This window comes from Chryseobacterium sp. Leaf405, assembly GCF_001425355.1.
Classification (GTDB): Bacteria; Bacteroidota; Bacteroidia; order Flavobacteriales; family Weeksellaceae; genus Chryseobacterium.
The window spans coordinates 313,271-335,277 of record NZ_LMQN01000001.1 but is presented as its reverse complement, the minus strand read 5'-3'; the positions used below and the strand labels follow the sequence as shown (position 1 = coordinate 335,277).

Below are 22,007 nucleotides of genomic sequence, written 5' to 3'. Positions count from 1 at the left end.
TAAAAAGTCATTTTTTTAATTAAACTTTCACTCATTTTGATGGAATGTTGAGTATTCTATTGTTAATTATATTTCGCATAAACTTCTGTAACGACACCATCAGCGATAATACCTGAGTTATCGTAAAGCTCAAAATCCATCCCGTTGTACAACTTCTCCAGAAATTGTTCTGCGCCGATTAGTGTAATATCAACAGCAGCTGAGCCTCCCGGGAATATAAGTTCAGTCTCTGTAAAGGTCTGAGCTGCGATAAAAGAATTCATTTCAAAAGGGAATTTGATCTCTGAGCGATAGCCTGAAGATAAAGGAGTTACAAGTCCTCCCTTTTCGGTACTGAAAAAATTAATTAGTGCTTTAAAGTGTATTGGTATTTTCATATCATTAAAATCAGACAAATATAAATAAGATTTTAAAATTGTAAGATAAAAAATAAAGTGTTGAGGAAGCCATTAAAATTAAGTTTTGGGAATTTATCTGTCCGTTAACAGTTTGGCTACGTATTTGAATTCCGTTATTAAAGGTTAACCACTCAAATGTGGTGCTTACGATTTATGGTTATAAAAATTATCAGCAGTTTTAAAGAGTTTTCTCTCACTTTTGAAAGCGAAGAGGATTTCATAAAAATTCATGAGCAAATCTTAGAAGCTCTAACAGATGACAGCAATACGAAAGGGGTTTTTTATGAACAGGACAGTTCTTCTAAATTCTTCCCTGCACTTTTTCTAAAAAACAGTATCATTGAAATAGAAAAAGGGGATGATAAAGTTACCCCTGTCATTATCTAATATAGAAAAGCCTTTTCTTGGAAGAGGCTTTTTTACTTAATTTGTATTAAATATTCCGGTAATTATATTTAAACCAATCTGTTATGATATTGTTTGTAGCATGATGCCAATTTCTTTGATATCAGTATTTCGATATTCAGTATATAAATGACCATGGAATTCATTAAGTTTTTTAAGAATTTTCAACAGTTGATTCTTTTCTTCATCATCTAATTTTCCAGACAGTATTTTTGAAGTTTGATTTACCTTTTCAACAGATTCGTGAAAGGTTTTTTGACCCAATTCCGTAAGATTAAGTCTTTTGCTTCTTTTATCAAATTCATCATTTTTTTCTTCTAAAAATCCCGCTTCCAGAAGTCTTTTGATGATTTGAGTTCCCGTTTGTTTCTCGTGACCATTTTTTTCGATCAACTGAATTTTAGTTAAAAAAGGTTCATCTTTAAGACGATACAAGTAGGTGAATTCTTCGTTGGCGAGTTCAGGGAATTCTCCCAAACCTTTCCTGATAAGCAATTTAGAATATCTACCTAATAAGAGAACCTGCTTGCAAATTTCATTCTCTGTAAATGAAACCAAATGATTTTCATTTTTAAAAAGCTTGGTAGGACTTTCCTCAGTATATTTTTTATCATTCAGCCACATCCTAAAATCTTCTACGCTACAATTGGGCTTGCAGGCAGAGGAGTTTTCAAATTCTTTGACCTGAAGAAGAAGATCAATAATAAAATCGGTTTTCATAGTTCTATATTAAAACAAAGATAAATATTTAGTTTTTTCAATCAAAGCTTTGTATTACCCATCCCGCCGTCAATACCGATGATTTGTCCTGTAATCCACGAGGCGTTTTCAGATAATAAAAATTCTGTCATTTTTGCCATTTCTCCTGCATTTCCGATTCTTTGCAAAGGATGCCTCTTTCCGGAAGCTTCGCGTTTTTCAGTTGTTGAAAGAAGTTGTGAAGCCAAATTTGTATCCGTCAAAGACGGTGCAATGCAATTGACTCTTATTTTCTGAGGAGAAAGTTCTGCCGCAAGACTTTTGGTTAAACCTTCTACCGCATTTTTACTGGCTGAAACAGAGGCGTGAAAAGGCATTCCTAATTTCGCAGCAACCGAACTGAACAGTACAACAGATGCACTTTCAGATTTTTTCAGGTTGGGCAATAATCTCTGAATTATTTTCACAGCTCCTAAAACATTAATTTCAAAATCATTTCTAAAATCCTCCGTTGAAAGTCTGTTAAATGGTTTTAAGTTGATGCTTCCCGGCGCATATACTAATCCGTCAATCACATCAGGAAAATTAATTTCATCTAGATTTCCAGAAAGAATATCCATTTGATGAAAATTGATATTTAAATTTTCTACTTCAGCGTTATGACTTCTTGAAATTCCGATAATATGATTTTTCTCCGAAAGAAGTTTTGCAGTGGCAAACCCGATGCCCTGTCCACAACCGATAATGACGATATTTTTCATTTCCTATTTTTTTAAGTTTAATAAAATATTAACTCTTTGAAATTTTATTATGACTGATTGTTCGTTGTCTATTGCATTTAAAACGGTTAATCTCAGTGTTTCTTTTCTTCAAATGCTTCTGACTCACACCGGAATTTACCCTTTTCCTCCAAAGTTTAAAGCTTGAAAGTTTTAGTTCGCTTCGCATTATTTCAATCACTTCCGCCTCACTTACTCCAAACTGAAATTCGATGGCTTCAAAAGGAGTTCTGTCTTCCCACGCCATTTCTATGATACGGTCGGTCTGTTCTGGATTAAAATCTTTCATTATTTTAAGTTTTTTATCGTTTGTTTCGCCAATTTCAGATGTGCATTTTTTTTCTCGTCCGTCATTTTATCAAAAGTCCGAATCATCATTCCTAACCTCGGATTTTTCTCGAAAAACTCACGATTGTCATTCACAAAATTCCAAAACAGCGAATCCCATTTTTCCGACCAGTCACCATCGGAGTAATTACTCATTTTTTTAATATAATTGCTTCCGCTGATGTACGGTTTCGTGCTCATTTTTCCTTCGTCAGAAAAACTGCTCATTCCATAAACGTTGGGAACCATTACCCAATCGTAAGAATCGATAAACATTTCCATAAACCATTGATAGATATTGTTTGGATTTATATTCATCAGGTTCATCAAGTTGGCAAAAATCATCAGTCGTTCAATGTGGTGTGCATATCCTGTTTTTAAAACTTTCAGAATTGTGCTATCAATAGGTTTGATTCCTATTTTTGCTGTGTAAAATGATTCTGGAAGAGCATTTTTGTGTTTCCAGTAATTTTTATTTCTCTGAAACGTTCCTTGGTATAAATAAATTCCTCTCACGAACTCACGCCAACCCAAAATCTGACGAACAAATCCTTCTAAAGAATTAGTGGAAATATCGAAATCTTCAGCATACTTTATAGCTTGATCCAAAACAAAATCAGGCGTCAAAAGTCCGATGTTGAGTAGGGGAGAAAGCACGCTGTGGTGCAGGAAATGTTCACGTTCAACAATACTATCTTCATAAATTCCAAAGTCGGCAAAACGCATTTCTAAAAACTGGTCGAGCCATTTTTCAGCATCCTCAAAAGTTGTCGGATAGAGTTGATAACTCGTCAGATTACCATAATTTTCTCCAAAATATTTTTCAATGTAAATTTTCGCTTCCTCATAATATTCTGAGTTTTCGGGAAAAATGATGGACGGCGATTTTTTATTTTTTGGATATTTCTTACGATTTTCTGTATCGAAAGTCCATTTTCCACCCAAAGGTTTTCCAGCTTTCATCAGGATATTCCGTGAAATTCTCTGCTGTTTATAGAAATCGGTTTGATGATAAAATTCTTTGCCTTCAAAATATTCTTTCAGATCTTCTTTCGTATTGATGAATATCGGATTGTCGACAATTTTAAGCTTTAATTTTGTTTCTTTTATTCTTTTTTCCAGCCAATTATCACAAACATCTGTAATCAGTATTTCGGTAAATTTTTTCTTTTCTAAGTGTTTGATCAATTGTTGAATGTCCGATAATTCGTCACTATTTTCAACGTAATGAACATTAAAACCAGCTTCCAGCAAATATTTTTCATAAAACTTCATACTCGTCCGGTGAAAGGCAATTTTCTGTTTGTGAAATTTATACTGTTTGAAAAACAGAAATTCTTCAACCAAATAAATCGGCTGATTTTTATCTAAATAATCGGTGTTTTTTAAGAGCTGATGCGGAAATATCAACTGCGCAACCAAATTTTCAGTCTCTGTCATTTCCTATTTAATTGATTATTCTGATGTTTTCAAACTTTTATTCTTCCTGCATTTTTCACTGCAATATTTTACTTCGTCCCAATTTTTCTTCCATTTTTTTCTCCAGTTGAATGGCAGTCCGCAAACTTCGCAGATTTTTGAAGGTAAATTAGCGGGCATCTTGTCGGATGAAATTTTTGTAATGATTTATCTTAATATCTTTAGCTCTCACATCATGCATCATATTGTACAACCCGAAAAAAGTTCTGTTCAGATAGATAAAATGTTTAGAACCTCTGTTGGCATTCATTCCTTTCATATCGCTCAGTTTAGCGTAACGCTGACCGAGGTCTGCAATTTCCTGGAAGAAACTTTCATCAGAAAAATCGAAAGTCTCCCGGTTAAAAGGTCTTGTGAATAATTCTAAAAGCTCATAGAATAATTTAGTGAAAAATTCTTTTTCTTTCTGTGTATCGTCATTACGGAGAATCTCCAATTGATAAAGTTTTAATCTGAAAACTTCAGGATTTTTAAGATTTTCTTCTTTTGCCAATTCAAAATAAGGTTCATAAAACTCAGTGGGAATTTCTTTGATACAACCAAAATCAATGACCAATAATTCGTTATTTTCCGAAACCAAAAAGTTTCCGGGGTGCGGATCTGCATGAACTTGTTTCAAAATATGCATCTGGTACATATAAAAATCCCAGAGCGTTTGCCCGATTTTGTTAAGGTTTTCCTGAGAATTGTTTTGTTTGGTAAATTCAGAAAAATGTTTTCCGTTCATCCAATCCATCGTGATGATTTTTTCACACGACAAATCGGGATAATATTTTGGAAATTTTAGATTCGGTAAATGGCTGCAATCTTCAGAAATCTGCTGGCTTCTTTTTAATTCCAAATCATAATCTGTTTCTTCAAACAATTTATTTTCAACTTCCTGAAAATAAGATTCAGAACCTTCTTTTTTGATGTTAAACATCTTAATAGCAATTGGTTTTACCAATTTTAAATCGCTGGAAATACTTTCTCTTACTCCGGGATATTGAATTTTAACTGCCAAATCTTTACCATCCTTTTTCGCTTTATGAACCTGTCCGATACTTGCCGCATTCACCGATTCTGCAGAAAACTGATCAAACATTGCTTCCGGATTTTTACCGAAATATTTTCTAAAAGTTTTCTTGACCAAAGCCCCTGAAAGTGGCGGAACTGAGAATTGAGACAGAGAAAATTTTTCAACATAAGCCTGCGGAAGAATATTTTTTTCCATGCTCAGCATTTGGGCAACTTTTAAAGCAGAACCCTTTAATTCTTTTAATGAATCATAGATATCTGTGGCATTTTCTTCGTTTAAAATCTGTCTTGCTTCCTGTTCGTCTTTAGTTATTTTATTTCCGTAATATTTAATGTAGTTAACGCCGATTTTGGCTCCGGCTTTCAGTAAACTGCCTGTTCTTTCTATTTTCCCGGTCGGGATTTTATTGAGTGTTTTCATCTTAGTTTTTCTTAAATGTTTCTTTAAATAAAAACTTTCCGAAGTCTGCCAATTTTCTCAATGGTTCATTATCCATCAATTCAAATCCTGTATCAATAGTCTTTTCTATGTAAATGTCGGTTTTCTCGAAAGCAGGAGAGCTATCTTTTTTCCAGAATTCTATTGCAGAAACCAAATGTAGCCAGAGTGCTTCTTCACGGGCTTTTTGATGAGCATTTTTGATGTTTTCCTTTGCTTTTTCAATGATTTCCCAATCGTTAAAATCAAGTGTCCTGATATATTCCCGATGAACTTCTTTTAATTGATTTGAAATTTTTGCAGCCTGCATTTTATTTCCTAAAATCATTAAAACCAATGAGCGATTCATCGTCAGATTTTCGAAAAATATGTAATAAACGTTCAGCAGTTTTTCCTTTGGAGTGATTACGTCTGTGTCATTTACTTCTGCGGCCAATTCTACAGATTTTACAAAAAGATTGACCAACATCTGTTTTTCAATCTGCTCGAAACTGGCAAAATAATCGTAAAATTCTTTTTCTTCAAACTGATTGTCTTTTGTAAAACGGTAAATGTTTTTCGGTCTTTCACCATGATTTAAAATGTAATCGCCGTATAACTCGAATATTTTTTCTTCTGTGATTTGATTTTCTTTTTCCATAATACAATTTTATTATAGAACAAATTTAGTAATTAATTATACTAAATATAAAATATTTGTAAAACATATTATATTTGAATTATTGAAAAATGCTATTATATGATAAACGATTATCATATTTTAACTTATAAAAATGATTTTTCTGAATTGAAATTTATTTCTGATTTAGTATATTGGTCAAAAGAAATGTATTTACGTCATTATTTACAATGAAAGAAATCTTTAAAACATTCAAACCTCAACATCTGCTGATCAAAAAATATGTGGATTATTATTATTTGGATATAAAACCAGATAATAGTATCAACGAATTTCAATGTTTCCCGCATTTCAATAATACAATATCATTTTACAGATCTCACATCAGGTCTCAAAACGGAGAAATTATTTTCAGCAATACTGATCTTGCTTTACAGATATTCACACCCATCAGGCAGAGAGTTCTCAATGTAATACAAAGAGGAGAAGTGCACAGAGTTGTTATTGTGTTTAAGCCTTTGGGAATTCAACAGTTCTACAAAGACCTCAATTTTGCAAACTATATTACAAGTTTTGAATTTCTTAAAGAATATGAGTTACAGGAAATATTCTGTACCACAGACACAGATACTTTAGCTCTATCGCTCGACAGGTTGCTGTTAAGTAGGTTTAATCATGTTGAAAATTCGATCTTAGAACGTTCAATCTTATATATATTTAATAATTGTGAGAATTTTTCTGTTGCGTACTTATCAGCTGCAATTGGAATTAGCAGACAGCATCTCAACAGAAACTTCCAATCATTTTTAGGAGTTTCGGTTAAAAAATTTCACGAAATCGTGTTGTTCAGAAAGACTATCAATAATAAACTGTTCGAAAATCCCAAAAGAAACTTTACTGAACTTGCTTATGAATTTAACTATAATGACCAATCTCATTTAAATAAGACTTACAAAAATTTTACAGCAGACTCACCGAAAAGCTTCTTCAACAAAGGCACTGTTTTGGGAAATCAAGATATATTCTGGCGTTTGCAGCAATAATCTTAATGTTCCATTTTTACAAGTTTTCAAAACTTATTGCTATTATTTTTGTCCTATCAAATTTTAGTTATGAGATTGTATTTAACATTGAGCCTTTTTTTAATTGTTTTTTTTGCAAACGGACAGGAGAATTATTCGACATTAACTCAAAAAGCATTGGAGACTATGTGGAAATCTAAGGACGAAGCAGGTTACGAAAAAGCATTGGAGATGTATGAAAAGGCTTTTAAAATGTATCCTGACAGTATTGATGGAACAGGACTTTACAAATCCTCTGTTATTGCAGCAGAGTTGAAAGATTATGATAAAGCTTTCAAATACCTTATCCCATTGGCGAAGATGAAGGTAGATGAAGATGGCTTTCCGGGCTGGAGCTATATCATTGGAGAATCAGCAGAAAGTGAATATGAAAATTTACTTGGTGACAAAAGGTGGAATGTCTTAAAACAAAACGCCATAAAGGATAAAGAAAAATTTTATAAGGAATTAAATAAAATTGAAGACGAATTTTTCAAGATAAAGAGTTATTCTTTGGATGAAGCGCTGGATGGAAAAGCATTGTATGAAAAGATAAAAAATTACAACCCATATTTACCAAAAAATCAACAGAATTATTCCATCACATTTAAAATAAGTGATTCTGCACAAACTTCTTATCTTATCCATTTACCACAAAGTTACAATCCTCAGAATAAATATCCATTACTTTTCTTTCTACACGGTGCGGTCAGAGTAAATGCTCTGTCAGATTATCAGATGGTACAGGAAAATTTAGGCGGATGGAACAGATTTTACACCAAATATGCAGATTTAAATAATGTGATATTGGTTTTTCCAAAAGGAAGTGAGAAATATAACTGGATGAGTCCGGATGATGGCTTTTTCATGATACCGGATATGCTGAAACAGATTAAGAAAACAATCAATATTGACGATAATAAAGTTTTTATTTCCGGGCATTCCAACGGTGCTACAGGCTCATTTTCTTACTTAATGAAAGAATCTACCCAGTTTGCAGGTTTCTATGGCTTTAATACATATCCTAAAGTTTTCACTGGCGGAACTTTCGTAGAGAATATTAAAAACCGCTCATTCATTAATTTTTCTACTGATCAGGATTATTATTACCCTCCTAATGCCAATAATGATCTTAACAAACTTATGAAAGGAATAAATGCTGATTATAAAGAATATCGGTACACAGGTTTTCCTCATTGGTTTCCTCAATTTGATGAATCTGAGCCTGCTTATCAGATACTTTTTAAAGATATAAAAGACCGTACAAGAAATTCTTTTCCTAAAGATATTTCCTGGGAGTTTGATGATGATAAATATGGTACTGTCGATTGGTTATCTAATGCAAAACTTGATACCCTCAAATCAAAAGCTGTTTGGCACAAAGAACTGAATTTCAAAATAACAGAATGGTTAAAATACGATAAAAATGACAGTTTGATTCTTGAGAAAGTAAATAAAGAAGCCTTTAATTTCAAAAGAAAATCTGGAAAAATAAAGGCCACATATGCAAATAATATTTTCTCTTTGAGAACTTCATGTCTACAATCATTCTACATTAATATCTCTCCAGAAATGGTTAATCTAAATAAAAAAGTAAGAGTGTACGTTAATGGAAAACTATATTTTCACCAGAAAATAAAATATGATAATAAATTGATGTTACAAACTTTTGAGGATAACAGAGACAGAGAGCAAGTTTGGGTAAATCATATTAAAATAGTGATATAATTTTTACTCTTGGTTAAATCTATAGTGCAAAATATCATTTCTTTAAGATTATTTTTTCCTATTGATTTATTAATGACTATTACCTTAAAAAAATGCTTATTTTTCAGAATATATTTTATTGCAATTGTGGAAAACAATTAAAACTATTTCTAATCAAAGGCATGAAAATTTTAAATAATAACGTGAGACATAAAATATCTCTCTCATTATAATTTTTTAAAAGACACCACCAAATTTATATTTTATGAAAAATACCATTAAGATTTATTTTCTTTTTGCTTCAGTTATAGTTGCTTCATGCCATTCTCAAGATCAAAAATTTGTTGATTTAACAAAAATATCAAATGATTTTGATGTTTCAGAATTTTACAAAAACAAAGTTAAACAGACTAATGAAACAATTGCAACGGATCCTAAAAGTGTGGGTAAAGAAAAGGCATTAGAACTTTTAAACAATGCTTTTTTTGTAAAAGATACTTTAGGTTATTTTAAAACAGATGGAAGACTACCTACAGATTTGTCTTTGGAGCCAACCAATGATTGGATGGTAAGAAATAAAGAGCCAACCGAAATATTTGGTTACGGTTACAAAACCGTTGCACATGATCCTGAAAAAGATACTTTGGCTATTTTTAATACCATCTCATTCCCCAAAATGGATATGGTAGAAGACCGTAAAGGAAACCTTACGTATCTTGAGGTTGGAAAAACTTCCAAGACTATACATGATTTTAATAAAATTAAAGAATACCTCAGTAAAAATGCTAAGAAAATTACTGTTGATGATAATGACTCTAATGCTTTTTACTGTGAAGATCAATCGTTCTATTATTTTCTTTCTAAGAGAGAAGGTGAGGAGGAGGAAGTATCCTATGATTCACAGGGAAGTAGAAAAGCTAAATCGATTAATGTAATAGAAATTAACCTAGCAATGTTTGAAAAATCTTATATTAAAAAGATGGAAAGTCTCCAGATTTATTCACCAGGAAATCAATTTTGGAAAAAACAATAAGGAAAAGACAAAAAGTTACGAAATAAACTTCCTAATCTTATGCAGAAACAAAAACTAGAATACTCAACCCGAAATTTCCAGATAAATTTTGCTGTTCGACTTGATAATAATTCCAAAAATAGAATAGAATTATTAACTTTATTTTGATTAAGTAATGTTTAGCACAATTCGATGGCAGAACAATTATTTGATGTAAACTCTTATTCTATTGATTATATCATCCATATCGAAAGGCTTCGCTACAAAATCATTGGCACCCGCATCTAATGCTGACTGACCGAGACCTCTACTGGCGGACATGATAATAACGGGAATATCATGGAGGTTTTCATCTGATCGTATATGTTTGCAAATATCTCTTCCATCTTCGCCTGAAAGCCACATATCCATCAAAATAACATCAGGTTTGGTCTGTGTACTTAATACATCAAGCATATCAGAACCCTTGTAGAACTTGGATACGGATAATCCTTCAAGCTCCATCATCATCTCTATAGAATCAACAATTGCGGGATTATCATCTAATACTAAAACTTGTGTAGACATGGTACATTTTGATTTTGCATATTGGGAAGCAAATATCAGACCTTTTTGTATATATTTTATGATTTCAAATTAATTTTTTTATAATATGATTTCACTGTCGAATTATTTTATACCATTAAATATTCTTTGGCACAATAGATGCTTTGGTTTATTTATGAACTATTAAATTAATTTATAGTTCAGTTGTAAACAAATTTAGTCCTATGAACTACGGCATCGCTAAAGATATCTTTGATCTTTTACAGCAATTTGAAACTGAGAATAGCAATGATTACTATTCTAAAGATCTGCATGGTTTCAAACAGTGGATATGCGATAATAATAACGGTACAATAAGTGATAAGGAGGAACCATATTGGGAAGGCAAAGAAAGCGGAAGAAGTCCTGAAAGTGCTATAAGCACATTATTAGTACATCTTAACAGATACGCAAAAACGTATTCAAAATCAGCAATTTCAGATTCGGACTTTGCCACTCAGGAGGATTTTATTTATTTAATTAATCTGAAAGCATTGGGAAGTATGACAAAGATGGAGCTTATTAAGAAAAATATTCACGATAAACCTGTTGGGATGCTCATCATCGCAAGATTGTTAAAACACGGCTGGATTGAACAGATAGATTCTGATGCTGATAAAAGAACTAAAGTAATTTCTATTTCTGAAAAAGGTAGAGAAGCACTGGAAAATCAAATGGTCAACATTCGTAAGGCAACAGAAATTGTTGCCGGTAACTTGAATTATAGTGAAAAAATGGAATTAATCAGAATTCTAAATAAGCTTGATCGTTTTCATTATCCTATATTTTCTAAAAATATAAACAGCAGAGATCTTCTCAAAACAGTTTATGAAGAATATTCATTAAAAAATTAAACCATGAAAAAGAGAATTGCAGTTATTGGTTCTGGATTTTCAGGATTGTCTGCGGCAGCATATGCCTCAAAAGACGGTCATGAAGTTCATTTATTCGAAAAAAATGTTGATGCCGGCGGAAGGGCTAGACATTTTAAAACTGAAAACGGTTATACCTTCGATATGGGACCAAGCTGGTATTGGATGCCGGATATTATCGATTCTTTTTTTAATGATTTTGGTAAAAATTCTTCTGATTTCTATACTCTCGTACCTTTAGATCCGCAATTTGAGATGGTCTTTTCTGATGGTGTTATGAATATTCCTCATAATTATCAGGAAATGAAAGATTTGTTTGAAATAACAGAGGCCGGAGCAGGGAATAAACTGGATGAATTCATGGAAGATGCGCAGTATAAATATGAAGTGGGCATGAAAGATTTCGTGAATAAACCGTGCCATTCATGGTTTGAATTTGTTTCTCCAAAAATTGCAAAAAGTGCATTTAAATTAGATCTGTTAACCAATTTTCAAAAGTTCGTCAGAAAATACTTTAAGCATCCCAAATTAATAATGTTGATGGAGTTTCCCGTGATTTTTCTCGGAGCTGCACCCAAAGATATTCCTGCATTATACAGTTTAATGAATTATGGAGGATACAAATTAGGAACATGGTATCCGATGGGAGGCTTTTCAAAAATTATTGATGCAATGAAAGAAGTGGCTGATCAGCACGGGACAAAATTTTATTTTGATGCTAATGTTGAAAAAATTAATGTTGAAAATAATAAAGCGTTATCATTAACTGTAAATAACGAAGAAATTGAATTTGATGCTATTATTGCTTCGTCAGATTATCATCACACCGAGACAAAACTTCTTCAGGAAGAGTTCAGAAATTATGATGAAAAGTATTGGGAAAAACGTGTTTTTGCACCTTCCTGTCTTATTTATTATTTAGGTTTTAATGAAAAAATAGATAATCTAAAGCATCATACTTTATTTTTTGAAAATGATCTTGACCTTCATACCGAAGAGATTTATAAAGATAAAAAATGGCCTACAAAACCATTATTCTACGTCTGTTGTCCTTCTAAAACCGATCCTTCCGTAGCACCGGAAAACTGTGAAAATGTTTTTCTGCTCATGCCAGTTGCACCGGGAATTGAAGATTCTGAAGAAATCAGGGAGAAATATTTCCTTGAAATGATCTCAAGATTGGAAAAACATACGGCAACTGATCATTTATTATCAAAAATTGATTATAAAAGAAGCTATTGTATAAAAGATTTTCAGGAAGATTATAACGCCTACAAAGGAAATGCCTATGGTTTAGCAAACACACTGTCGCAAACTGCAGTTTTGAAACCGTCGCTTAAAAATAAAAAAGTTAAAAACCTGTATTACACAGGACAGCTTACCGTTCCCGGGCCGGGAGTTCCGCCGTCCATTATTTCCGGGAAAATAGCAGCACACGAAGCCACCAAAAATTAATTACTATGAAAAATTTGTTTGATGAACTCTCTTTTAAAATCAGCAAGGAGACCACGAAAAAATACAGCACGAGTTTCTCCTTGGGAATTCTTGCCTTGTCGCCGACTATAAGAAATCCTATTTACGCCATTTATGGATATGTTCGATTGGCAGACGAAATTGTAGACAGTTTTCACGGGTTTGATAAGGCAAAACTGCTTAAAAGATTCAGAGATGAAACATGGCAGGCATTAGAGGAAAAAATATCCTTAAATCCTATTATTCATTCATTTCAGGAAATTATTCATCAGTTTAATATTGATCAAAATCTTATTGATCAGTTTTTAAAAAGTATGGAAATGGATCTTCAAAAAATCGATTATAATTCAGATTTATATAAAGAATATATTCTGGGCTCGGCAGAAGTGGTGGGATTGATGTGTCTTCAGATTTTTGTAAACGGAGATAAAGATCAGTTTGAGAAACTGAGACCTTTCGCTATGAAATTGGGATCTGCTTTCCAAAAAGTCAATTTCCTTCGTGATATGAAAGATGACTTTGATATTTTGGGGAGATGCTATTTCCCCGATCTGGATATTTCTTCTTTTGATAATCAGGTAAAACTTTCCATTGAAAAAGATATAGAATTGGAATTCAGAGAAGCTTTAGAAGGCATTAGAAGACTTCCAAGCTCCTCAAGATTCGGTGTTTATCTGGCTTACCGTTACTATTTATCTCTTTTCAGAAAGATTAAAAAAAGTTCTGCAACAAACATTATGTGCGAAAGAATAAGAATATCAAACGGAGCCAAGATTTCTTTAATGATGAGCAGCTATGTTCAGTATAAAACGACTCTTTTATAAATAAATTACTCTTTAACAATAAGATATGAATTTTCTGATCGTAACAGTAACTTTTTTTGTCATGGAAGGAATGACGTGGCTGATTCACAAATATATTATGCACGGCTTTCTTTGGGCTTTGCACAAAGATCACCATGATCACAGCAATGAAGGGCATATGGAAAAAAATGATTATTTTTTCGTGATTTTCGCTATTCCCACTATTATTTTAATGTATTACGGAACAATCCAGAATTTTAATCATTGGTTTTACATCGCTGTAGGAATTGCATTGTACGGAATGGCGTACTTTTTCGTTCATGATATATTTATCCACCAACGGATTAAATTTTTGCGAAATACCCAAAATCCATATCTTTTAGCCATCAGAAGGGCGCATAAACAGCATCATAAGCATATAGGGAAAGAATTTGGAGAATGTTTTGGTTTTCTTTGGGTTCCCGTGAAATATTTTAAAATGTTTTTTAATAAAAATAAATAATAGATGCTTTCCTACACTTATCTTTTAATTAATTTTTTCACGATAATTATCTGTTTTATTTTTTCTTTTCATCATAAAATAAAATTCAACAGACATTTTGGTGCTTTTATTAAATCATCTTTTCTGGTTGCTTTAGTTTTTATTGTCTGGGATGCTTGGTTTACAAAAATAGGAGTGTGGTGGTTTAATGATCAATATTTAATCGGACTCAGGCTTTTGGATTTGCCGATTGAGGAGATTTTATTTTTTTTCTGTATTCCTTTTTCGTGTATTTTTACTTATTTCTGTATTAATAAATTTTTTAAATTAGACTGGAAACCTCTGCCTGAAAAGATTTTTGTCATAACAAGTATCATTATCGCTTTGTTTATTGGTTTATATTTTAATGATAAAATTTATACGTGTATTACCTTTATTTCCACAGCAGTCAGCCTTTCCGTTTTGTATTTCATTTTAAAAGTAAAATGGATCGGAAAAGCTTCGTTTATCTATCTCTTATTGATGCCGGGATTTTTAATGGTAAATGGCATTTTAACAGGAACCGGACTTGAATCTCCAATTGTTAATTATAACCCCAATAATTTTATAGGACTGAGAATTTTAACCATTCCGATTGAAGATACGGTATACGGCTACATTCTGATTTTGTGGAATATTTACTTCTTCGAAAAATTCAAAAAAGTAGAGATGTAATTTTTTCTAGTCATCATTAAAATAAAGCAGGAGTCAAACTGCTGCTTTAAGTATATAATTAATCATTAAAAATAAAGTTGATTTATTTCAAATAGTTTAAATAACCTGGATTTCTAACAAATTTCTTATCTTTTGGATGAGATCATCCACATCAAATGGTTTTGCAACAAAACTGTCTGCGCCGGCATCTTTTGAAATATCGCTGCCATCGACACTCGCAGAAAGCACAATTATCGGTAAGTTTTTAATTTTATCAGTATTTCGGATTGTCTTTAAAACCTGATCACCGGATAACAATGGCATCCAGAGATCAAGGAGAAGCAAATCCGGGGATTTCAGTAAAATTTCATCGACTAGATTTGTACTGTTTATTTCTGTATAAACACCGAAACCTTCTGTCTCAAGCAGCATTTCCAAAACATCGAGTATTCCCTGATCATCATCGCAAACCATTATTTTTTTATTTTCCATCGTTTTCTTTTTTCATAATTGGTAATGTAAAACTAAATGTTGATCCTTCACCAACTTCACTCTCCACCCATAACGTTCCTTTATGATTGGCAATAATTTCTTTGGACACATACAATCCAATTCCTAAGCCAGGAAATTTTTTCTGTATATTATTAGCTCTAAAAAATCTCTCGAAAATTTTCGTTCTATCATCCGCATGAATTCCCATTCCGTAATCTGTAACGGTAATTTTAATAAAACTTCCTACAACATTCATATTAACATCAACTTTATCGGCTTCCGGAGAATATTTAATTGCATTGGAAATCAGATTGTTAATTACCTGCGAAATTTGAAGTTCATCACCATTTACAGTAGCTTTTGTATTGCCTGATAATGATATTTTATAACTTGAATTTGCCATTGACAGGTTTTCAATAGTATCCCGCATAAGAGTATCAATATCGAAAGGGTCTTTATGCAACTCTATGTTTCCGGATTGTATTTTGGAAGTATCTAAAAGTTCAGTAATAAGAATATTAAGCCTGTCTACATACACTGAAGCTTTATCTAGCAATGAAATAAATTTATCAGTAGGTCCGTTTGGAGCCATTCTTTGCAATAGTTGAATAAGACCCTTAATGGTTGTTAAAGGTGTTTTCAATTCATGACTTGCTACTGATAAGAAATCATCCTTTCTACGATCCAGCTCCTTCTTTTCGGTAATATCTTCTATTGCAATTAATATTCTGTCTTTATATTCCCCTTCAAACTCTATTCTATATGCATTAAGAAGCATTACTTTTTTGCCAATGTGCGGGAAATGATGCTCGACTTCATAATCTACAACAGGATTATTGGTTGGCAGTATCTTGGTAAGAAGTTCTTTCAGCTGATCAATATCCCATTGGTGGTTTCCGAGTTCAAAAAGAACTTTTCCCAATGTGTCATCCAGCGTAACTTTAAACGAACTCAAAAAATGACTGTTAGCACTTAAAACTCTGTAATCTGCATCTAATACCAAAAGACTTTCTCTTACTGTTTGAATAATACTTGAGAGAAATGCTTCTTTATCAGTAAGTTCTTTTGTACGTTCTGTAATTTTCTTTTCTACCGAATGCTTTTCTTCACGAAGTTGGTGCTCGGTATTCTTTTTATCTGTTATATCATTTTGAATTCCGATAAAATGAATAATTTCTCCGTTTTCATTTTTTACCGGTGAAATAAATAATTCATTCCAGAATAAAGTTCCGTTTTTCTTGTAATTACGGATTTCTACTTTACAATCTTCACCATTGTTAATACTTTCACGAAGTTTTTTTCTTTCACTTTGCGATCGATCCTGTGCCTGTAAAAAACGGCAATTGTGACCTATAATTTCGTCTGTAGAATATCCAGTCATCGTTTCAAATGCTTTATTGCAATAGATGATAGGGTTGTCACGCTGAGTATTATCTGTAATGATGACACCGCAGTTAGTGGAATTCAAAGCCTGCAGATAAATAGCAAGATCCTTATTCATAATATTATTATTGTGTGGTGTTTCCAAATCTTAGTTTTTTATAAAGTAAGCAACAGAAATTATTCGCAAATAAAATTTGTATGCTTTGTTTTAAGACATAACACAAATACTATGCCTCTAAAAATAATCTTCACCAATTTTTTATTAAAAATTTATCATCTTGGTTAAATATATATCTATAATCATAAATTCCTTCATTTTTAAAGTGTAGGTAATGAAAACCAGAAAGTGCTGCCTTTTCCTTTGGTACTTTCTACACCAATTTCGCCGCCGTGACGTTTGATAATTTCTGAAGAAATATAAAGGCCCAATCCAAGACCGGAATATTTTTTACCCTGATGATTGGCTCTGTAATACCGGTCAAAAAGATAAGGCTGAATTGCAGGATCAATACCTTCGCCCTGATCTTTTACAGATATTTTTACATGATCATTTTTTGATTCAATGATGATATGAATGTTTTTAGATTCCGGAGCGTATTTCACTGCATTATTGATGAAATTTACCACAACCTGATCAATTCTGTGTTCGTCGGCAAATACTTTTGCATTCAGATCTCCTTCAATAATCAATTCGTGTTCTTCAGTCAGTCGGATATCGGTTATTGAAGATTGAATCATTTGTGAAACGGAAAAAATCTCTTTTTTCAGTTCAAGTTGTCCTTCACTGATGCGGTGCATATTCAGCAGATCATCTACCAGATTATTTAATTTTTCGAGACTTGCCGATGATTGTTCGATTAACCTCGGAACCATATCATGTGTCAGATTATTTTTTAATCTCGAAAGTAACTGCAAGGTTGCTTTTAAACTTGTAATAGGAGTTTTAAGCTCGTGGCTCGCTATTCCCAGAAAATCATCTTTCTGCGTTTCATAATTTTTTCTTTGGGTAATGTCTACTGTAAGCCCGATTATATTGGTCGGATTTCCTTCTGTATCATAACTTGGAAGCCCGATAGCACTCATCCAATGGCTTGATCCGTCGGGCCATTTAATTAAATATTCGGCCTGATAGGTTGACTTATTTTGTATTGCCTCACTCATTTTGTCTTTCACTAAATCCCGATGTTCCGGAATAATGGTTTCCATAAGATCTTCAAAATTAAAAGGTTCATTTTCAGGAACACCATAATTTGATTTGCAAATTTTTGAACAATCCATTTTTCCTGTTGTAAGATCAAGGTTATAAGATCCTAATTGCCCTGCATGAAGCGCAGTTTGAAGTTGTCTGTTAAGGTCTTCAAGTTCTTCTTTTTTCTTAATACGTTCAGTAACTTCATTCGCAATCACAATAATTGAAACTGTATTACCATCCTGATCTTTCAATGGTTCGTAGATAAAGTCAAAATAACAGTCGTTAACAACTCCTTCAGATTTTAACTGCACAAAAGCAGTATCTCCAATGTAGGTCATTCCTGAAGTAAATACATCATCCAAAATAGAAAAATAGGGCTGCCCATCAAGTTCGGGAAGTGCTACTGCCAGAGGCTTTCCAATTACTGACAAATCTTTACCCCAAACCTTTAGTATCATATCGTTGGCAACTTCAATTACCAGCTCACGTCCTGTAAGGATGCCAAAAGCAACAGGTGCTTTACTGATGAAAGACTTCAGTCGCTGTTCACTTTTTTCTAAATTTTTATTAAGCAACACCGTAAGGTCATATGATTTACCTAACTGATCATTAATGCTGTTCAGTTCTTCATTGGTGGCTTCCATTTCCATATTGAAATCTGCCAGTGACTGCTGGGCATTTAACAATTTAATATTAGACTGTTTAAGCTCGTCAATCGTATCCAGTGCTGATCTTCTGAGTTCTATCTGATCCATTGCTGTTTTAGCCAGCCCTTCCAGTATACGGCGGTCAGATTCAGAAAATTCCCGTGGTTTTTTATCAATGATACATAAAGTACCTATCAAAAATCCGTCATGAGTAATTAATGGCGCTCCGGCGTAAAATCTTAATCCAAAATCGCCAACAACATTAGGATTAGACATAAGACAAGGTTCTTTTATAGCATCCTCAAAAACCGTAACTTGTTCATTCAAAACAGCCAATGCACAAAGGCTTTTCCCTCTGTTAGCTTCTGTGGCTTTCCCCATGCCTATATTGGCTTTAAAAAATACAGATTCTGCATCCACTAATGACAGAAGAGATATAGGCACGTTAAAGATCTGTGTAGCCAGTCTGGCAATCCCATCAAAACTTTCTTCTGAAGGAGTATCTGTAATTTTATACCGTTGTAAAGCTGCCAAACGGCCGGCTTCATTATCAGGTATAATGTTGATACCAAAAGTATTTTCAATCATAATAACTACACAAATGAGTAAGTAAAGATATAATTTTAAATGATATAAATATCAGGTACCTATGCGCTGCATTTTAAACAAATGAAATTTTGATTGGTTATAAATTATGGTTTTTTCTTCCGTTGTTAAATTAAGTCTAATGAAAAAGAATGATTTACATCAATGTTGGATAGTCAGTTAATATTTTTATTAACTATAATATTTTCGTAAAACAGATTATGATCATAATCTGTATCAGATTTAAATTTTATATTTGATGCCTAAATATTTCAAAAATGAAGAATGAAAAAAAGAAAATTTTAGTTTTTGATGATGAAAAGGCAATTTTAGATGTTTTTACGATCATTTTTGGAGAAAACGGATACGAAGTCGAAATTTCTGAAACGTCCCATGATATTATTGAAAGAGTAGCAGATTTTCAGCCGGATTTGATTTTAATGGATAATTGGATTCCGAATATCGGAGGTATTGAAGCATTGAAACTTCTTAAAGAAAATGAAGATTTCAGGAATATTCCTGTCATCTACATCAGTGCAAACAGCGATATCAATTCGTTGGCTAAAAAAGCGCAGGCAGACGATTATATCGCTAAACCTTTTGATCTGGCAGCATTGGAAACAATGGTTGAGAAGTTACTTTTCGTACATTAGTAATTAAAATAGAATGTAAAAAACACCGCTTAGAAATTAATTCCAGCGGTGTTTTTTGTTATATTATACTATATTTTTTATTTAAATATTTTTTTAATCACATTTCCGATTTCCATAAAATCATCGTGATTGCCAACAGAACGTTTTTCAGTATTATTTTTATCGAATTCAGAAAACGGGAAAATTAAAAGATAATTATGATTATTCAGATATTTATTTAACAGTTCCGGTATCAATCGCATTCTTGGAATATAGGAACGCATTCCGTTTTTCGCCATAAAGACAATTAATGCTTCATCTTCTTTAAGCTGGGCAGCCGTTTTTTCACCGTCTTTCCACGAATTCATGATAACAAATTCTGCTTCAATATTTGCTTTTTTAATAATTTTATGCAATAAATTCAAAATATTTTCAGGGGTATAAAAAACAATGGTTGCTCCTGAATTTCTGGCGATGTTCCACACTCTCAGAAGTGCGTGGAAAAAACCGGCTTCTTTGTGAGCGTTTTCGGGAATCATGACAGCATATTTCTTTATCGTTGATATAGGCTGTGCAGCATGATACACCAGAACATTCACGTCATCACTCTGAAGATAACCATTATACAAATTATAAGCAAAAGAAGGAGAGAAGCCTTTTTGATCTTCCAGTCCGATGATGAGATCGGTGATATTCTGCTCTTTTATTACATTATTTACACCATTGATGACATCATTGTCGTATCTTTTCAACGATTGCATTTTCACATCGGCGGCGGCGGCGGTATCAACTGCCTGATGTAAAAGTTTTTCAGCATTTTTTACTGAAGATTCATTTTTATCTTCATTGATTACATTTAAGGCAAAAAGATTTTCTTTGTTTGAATGTGCTTTAATTAAAATTCCCAGATTTACCATTCGTTCCACCGTCGCTTCATGATTGATGGCGAGAAGAATATTTTCCTCTTCATGTGTATTTCCTGAAACGGTATCTTCATTATCCTGTTCTGCAATTTTCTGGGCGCTTGACATCGAGATAAATGATGAAATTGTACAGGAAATTAAAATTAGTAAAATACTTCCGTTCAGCACATGCTCGTTTAATAATCTTATAGGTTCGCCGGTTTCGGTTTCTGAAAGTACAATGTTATAACCAACCATTACAGAAGCTAAAGTCGCCGCCGCAGAAGCAGAACTTAACCCGAAAATTAATTTTCCTTCCTCTTTTGAGAGCCTGAAAGTTTTTTGAGTTGCTACCGCAGAAACATATTTACCACCAATGGATGCCACCAGCATAATTCCCGCCACTTCAAGCGTTTCCCAGCTTTTAAAGAAAACTTTAAAATCGATCAGCATTCCTACACTAATAAGGAAAAAAGGAATAAAAATAGCATTTCCCACGAACTCTACACGATTCATTAATGAAGAGGTATGCGGAATTAATCTGTTTAAAGCCAATCCGGCGAAAAAGGCTCCTATAATTGCTTCGAGACCAGCTAATTCAGCCAGTAAAGCAGCCAGATATATCATCACCAATACAAATATGTACTGGGAAATTTTATCATCCACTTTTTTGAAAAACCATCTTCCGATCATCGGAAAAATCAACAAAACGATAAGGGCGAAAACAATAAATGAAACAGAAAGTTTCAACCAAAATTTTGTTCCTACATCTCCCTGAGACATTCCTACAATAACGGCCAAAACCAAAAGTGCTAACACATCAGTGATCATGGTGCCTCCAACGGTAATGTTGACGGCAGGATTTTTGGCAATTCCGAGTTTACTAACTAAAGGATAAGCGATCAGTGTATGCGAGGAAAATAAACTGGCAAAAAGAACCGACGTTAATACTGAGAAATTTAGGATGTAAATTCCTCCCAAGTATCCTAAAATAAAAGGGGCAATAAAAGTGTAAAGTCCAAAAGTGAGACTTTTCCATTTGTTTTTTTTGAAATCTCCCATATCGATTTCTAGACCGGCAAGAAACATAATGTAAAGGAGTCCGGTAGTTCCTGTTACCACAATACTGCTGTCACGGGACAGCACATTGAATCCGTTTGGACCGATAACTGCTCCTGCGATAATTAATCCCAATAAATGAGGAACTTTAATTTTATTCAGTAAAAGCGGTGCCGCCAGAATGATGATAAGCACCAGCAAAAACTTCAGGACCGGATCTTCAATGGGAAGAGTCAGGTTTTGTATATTCAGTAAGATCATAGGTG

23 protein-coding genes are annotated in these 22,007 nt (G+C 33.0%); 10 read left to right on the top strand and 13 right to left on the bottom strand.

The window, feature by feature from the left end; all coding sequences use genetic code 11:
- Window positions 1-62: 62 nt before the first annotated feature.
- On the bottom strand, window positions 63-377 hold the full coding sequence (locus ASG22_RS01520; protein ID WP_055979486.1) for a hypothetical protein: 315 nt from the start codon (window positions 375-377) through the stop codon (window positions 63-65).
- Window positions 378-551: 174 nt separating this feature from the next.
- Between ASG22_RS01520 and ASG22_RS01515 the strand changes: the two genes are divergently transcribed.
- Window positions 552-785 (top strand): hypothetical protein, encoded by a 234-nt coding sequence (locus tag ASG22_RS01515; protein WP_131726135.1) that lies wholly within the window; start codon window positions 552-554, stop codon window positions 783-785.
- A gap of 81 nt (window positions 786-866) precedes the next feature.
- On the opposite strand, the gene ASG22_RS01510 is transcribed toward ASG22_RS01515, so the two are convergent.
- From ASG22_RS01510 to ASG22_RS01485, 7 genes are read right to left on the bottom strand one after another with little or no spacing between them, the layout of a single operon-like run.
- Entirely contained in the window at window positions 867-1,523 is a 657-nt protein-coding gene (locus tag ASG22_RS01510) for a MarR family winged helix-turn-helix transcriptional regulator (RefSeq protein ID WP_055979480.1), read from the bottom strand.
- Window positions 1,524-1,564: 41 nt separating this feature from the next.
- Window positions 1,565-2,263 carry an SDR family NAD(P)-dependent oxidoreductase gene (locus ASG22_RS01505; RefSeq protein WP_055979477.1) on the bottom strand — a complete coding sequence of 233 codons (699 nt, stop codon included), beginning with the start codon at window positions 2,261-2,263 and terminating at the stop codon, window positions 1,565-1,567.
- A 28-nt stretch (window positions 2,264-2,291) separates the two neighbouring features.
- Window positions 2,292-2,570 (bottom strand): TIGR03643 family protein, encoded by a 279-nt coding sequence (locus ASG22_RS01500; protein ID WP_055979474.1) that lies wholly within the window; start codon window positions 2,568-2,570, stop codon window positions 2,292-2,294.
- Window positions 2,570-4,048, bottom strand: coding sequence for a cryptochrome/photolyase family protein (locus ASG22_RS01495; protein ID WP_055979471.1), 1,479 nt, complete (start codon window positions 4,046-4,048; stop codon window positions 2,570-2,572). The genes ASG22_RS01500 and ASG22_RS01495 overlap by 1 nt, the downstream gene beginning before the upstream one ends.
- A 15-nt stretch (window positions 4,049-4,063) precedes the next feature.
- Window positions 4,064-4,207 carry a DUF2256 domain-containing protein gene (locus ASG22_RS20650; protein WP_082504897.1) on the bottom strand — a complete coding sequence of 48 codons (144 nt, stop codon included), beginning with the start codon at window positions 4,205-4,207 and terminating at the stop codon, window positions 4,064-4,066.
- On the bottom strand, window positions 4,197-5,525 hold the full coding sequence (locus ASG22_RS01490) for an ABC1 kinase family protein (protein WP_055979469.1): 1,329 nt from the start codon (window positions 5,523-5,525) through the stop codon (window positions 4,197-4,199). The genes ASG22_RS20650 and ASG22_RS01490 overlap by 11 nt, the downstream gene beginning before the upstream one ends.
- A 1-nt stretch (window position 5,526) precedes the next feature.
- Entirely contained in the window at window positions 5,527-6,183 is a 657-nt protein-coding gene (locus ASG22_RS01485) for a hypothetical protein (protein WP_055979466.1), read from the bottom strand.
- Window positions 6,184-6,392: 209 nt separating this feature from the next.
- Here ASG22_RS01485 and ASG22_RS01480 point away from each other — a divergent pair, with 209 nt between their 5' ends.
- The 3 genes from ASG22_RS01480 to ASG22_RS01470 all read left to right on the top strand — a co-directional run bounded on the left by ASG22_RS01480 (window position 6,393) and on the right by ASG22_RS01470 (window position 9,963).
- Entirely contained in the window at window positions 6,393-7,205 is an 813-nt protein-coding gene (locus ASG22_RS01480) for an AraC family transcriptional regulator (protein ID WP_055979464.1), read from the top strand.
- 69 nt (window positions 7,206-7,274) lie between these two features.
- Window positions 7,275-8,951 carry an alpha/beta hydrolase-fold protein gene (locus ASG22_RS01475; protein ID WP_055979459.1) on the top strand — a complete coding sequence of 559 codons (1,677 nt, stop codon included), beginning with the start codon at window positions 7,275-7,277 and terminating at the stop codon, window positions 8,949-8,951.
- Window positions 8,952-9,195: 244 nt separating this feature from the next.
- The gene (locus tag ASG22_RS01470; protein WP_055979455.1) at window positions 9,196-9,963 is read left to right on the top strand and encodes a hypothetical protein; all 768 of its coding nucleotides are present in this window, start codon (window positions 9,196-9,198) and stop codon (window positions 9,961-9,963) included.
- A gap of 183 nt (window positions 9,964-10,146) precedes the next feature.
- Here the strand turns inward: ASG22_RS01470 and ASG22_RS01465 are convergent, their stop codons facing one another.
- Window positions 10,147-10,509, bottom strand: coding sequence for a response regulator transcription factor (locus ASG22_RS01465; RefSeq protein WP_055979452.1), 363 nt, complete (start codon window positions 10,507-10,509; stop codon window positions 10,147-10,149).
- Window positions 10,510-10,712: 203 nt separating this feature from the next.
- Between ASG22_RS01465 and ASG22_RS01460 the strand changes: the two genes are divergently transcribed.
- Genes ASG22_RS01460 through ASG22_RS01440 form a run of 5 tightly spaced genes read left to right on the top strand, consistent with a single transcriptional unit; the run spans window position 10,713 to window position 14,870 of the window.
- Window positions 10,713-11,381 (top strand): MarR family winged helix-turn-helix transcriptional regulator, encoded by a 669-nt coding sequence (locus ASG22_RS01460; protein WP_055979448.1) that lies wholly within the window; start codon window positions 10,713-10,715, stop codon window positions 11,379-11,381.
- A gap of 3 nt (window positions 11,382-11,384) precedes the next feature.
- The gene (locus tag ASG22_RS01455; protein ID WP_055979445.1) at window positions 11,385-12,854 is read left to right on the top strand and encodes a phytoene desaturase family protein; all 1,470 of its coding nucleotides are present in this window, start codon (window positions 11,385-11,387) and stop codon (window positions 12,852-12,854) included.
- Window positions 12,855-12,859: 5 nt separating this feature from the next.
- Complete coding sequence (locus tag ASG22_RS01450; RefSeq protein WP_055979442.1) at window positions 12,860-13,696, top strand: phytoene/squalene synthase family protein; 837 nt, start codon at window positions 12,860-12,862, stop codon at window positions 13,694-13,696.
- A gap of 25 nt (window positions 13,697-13,721) precedes the next feature.
- On the top strand, window positions 13,722-14,177 hold the full coding sequence (locus tag ASG22_RS01445) for a sterol desaturase family protein (RefSeq protein WP_055979439.1): 456 nt from the start codon (window positions 13,722-13,724) through the stop codon (window positions 14,175-14,177).
- Between the two features lie 3 nt (window positions 14,178-14,180).
- Window positions 14,181-14,870 (top strand): lycopene cyclase domain-containing protein, encoded by a 690-nt coding sequence (locus tag ASG22_RS01440; protein ID WP_055979436.1) that lies wholly within the window; start codon window positions 14,181-14,183, stop codon window positions 14,868-14,870.
- A gap of 96 nt (window positions 14,871-14,966) precedes the next feature.
- On the opposite strand, the gene ASG22_RS01435 is transcribed toward ASG22_RS01440, so the two are convergent.
- From ASG22_RS01435 to ASG22_RS01425, 3 genes are all read right to left on the bottom strand, one after another.
- Window positions 14,967-15,341, bottom strand: coding sequence for a response regulator (locus ASG22_RS01435; RefSeq protein ID WP_055979434.1), 375 nt, complete (start codon window positions 15,339-15,341; stop codon window positions 14,967-14,969).
- Window positions 15,331-16,842, bottom strand: a complete 1,512-nt coding sequence (locus ASG22_RS01430; protein WP_055979431.1) for a PAS domain-containing sensor histidine kinase — start codon at window positions 16,840-16,842, stop codon at window positions 15,331-15,333. The genes ASG22_RS01435 and ASG22_RS01430 overlap by 11 nt, the downstream gene beginning before the upstream one ends.
- Window positions 16,843-17,042: 200 nt before the next feature.
- Window positions 17,043-19,151 (bottom strand): ATP-binding protein, encoded by a 2,109-nt coding sequence (locus ASG22_RS01425; protein ID WP_055979429.1) that lies wholly within the window; start codon window positions 19,149-19,151, stop codon window positions 17,043-17,045.
- Between the two features lie 275 nt (window positions 19,152-19,426).
- Here ASG22_RS01425 and ASG22_RS01420 point away from each other — a divergent pair, with 275 nt between their 5' ends.
- Window positions 19,427-19,801 (top strand): PleD family two-component system response regulator, encoded by a 375-nt coding sequence (locus tag ASG22_RS01420; protein WP_055979426.1) that lies wholly within the window; start codon window positions 19,427-19,429, stop codon window positions 19,799-19,801.
- Window positions 19,802-19,878: 77 nt separating this feature from the next.
- Here the strand turns inward: ASG22_RS01420 and ASG22_RS01415 are convergent, their stop codons facing one another.
- Window positions 19,879-22,002 (bottom strand): cation:proton antiporter, encoded by a 2,124-nt coding sequence (locus ASG22_RS01415; protein WP_055979423.1) that lies wholly within the window; start codon window positions 22,000-22,002, stop codon window positions 19,879-19,881.
- Between the last annotated feature and the right edge of the window lie 5 nt (window positions 22,003-22,007).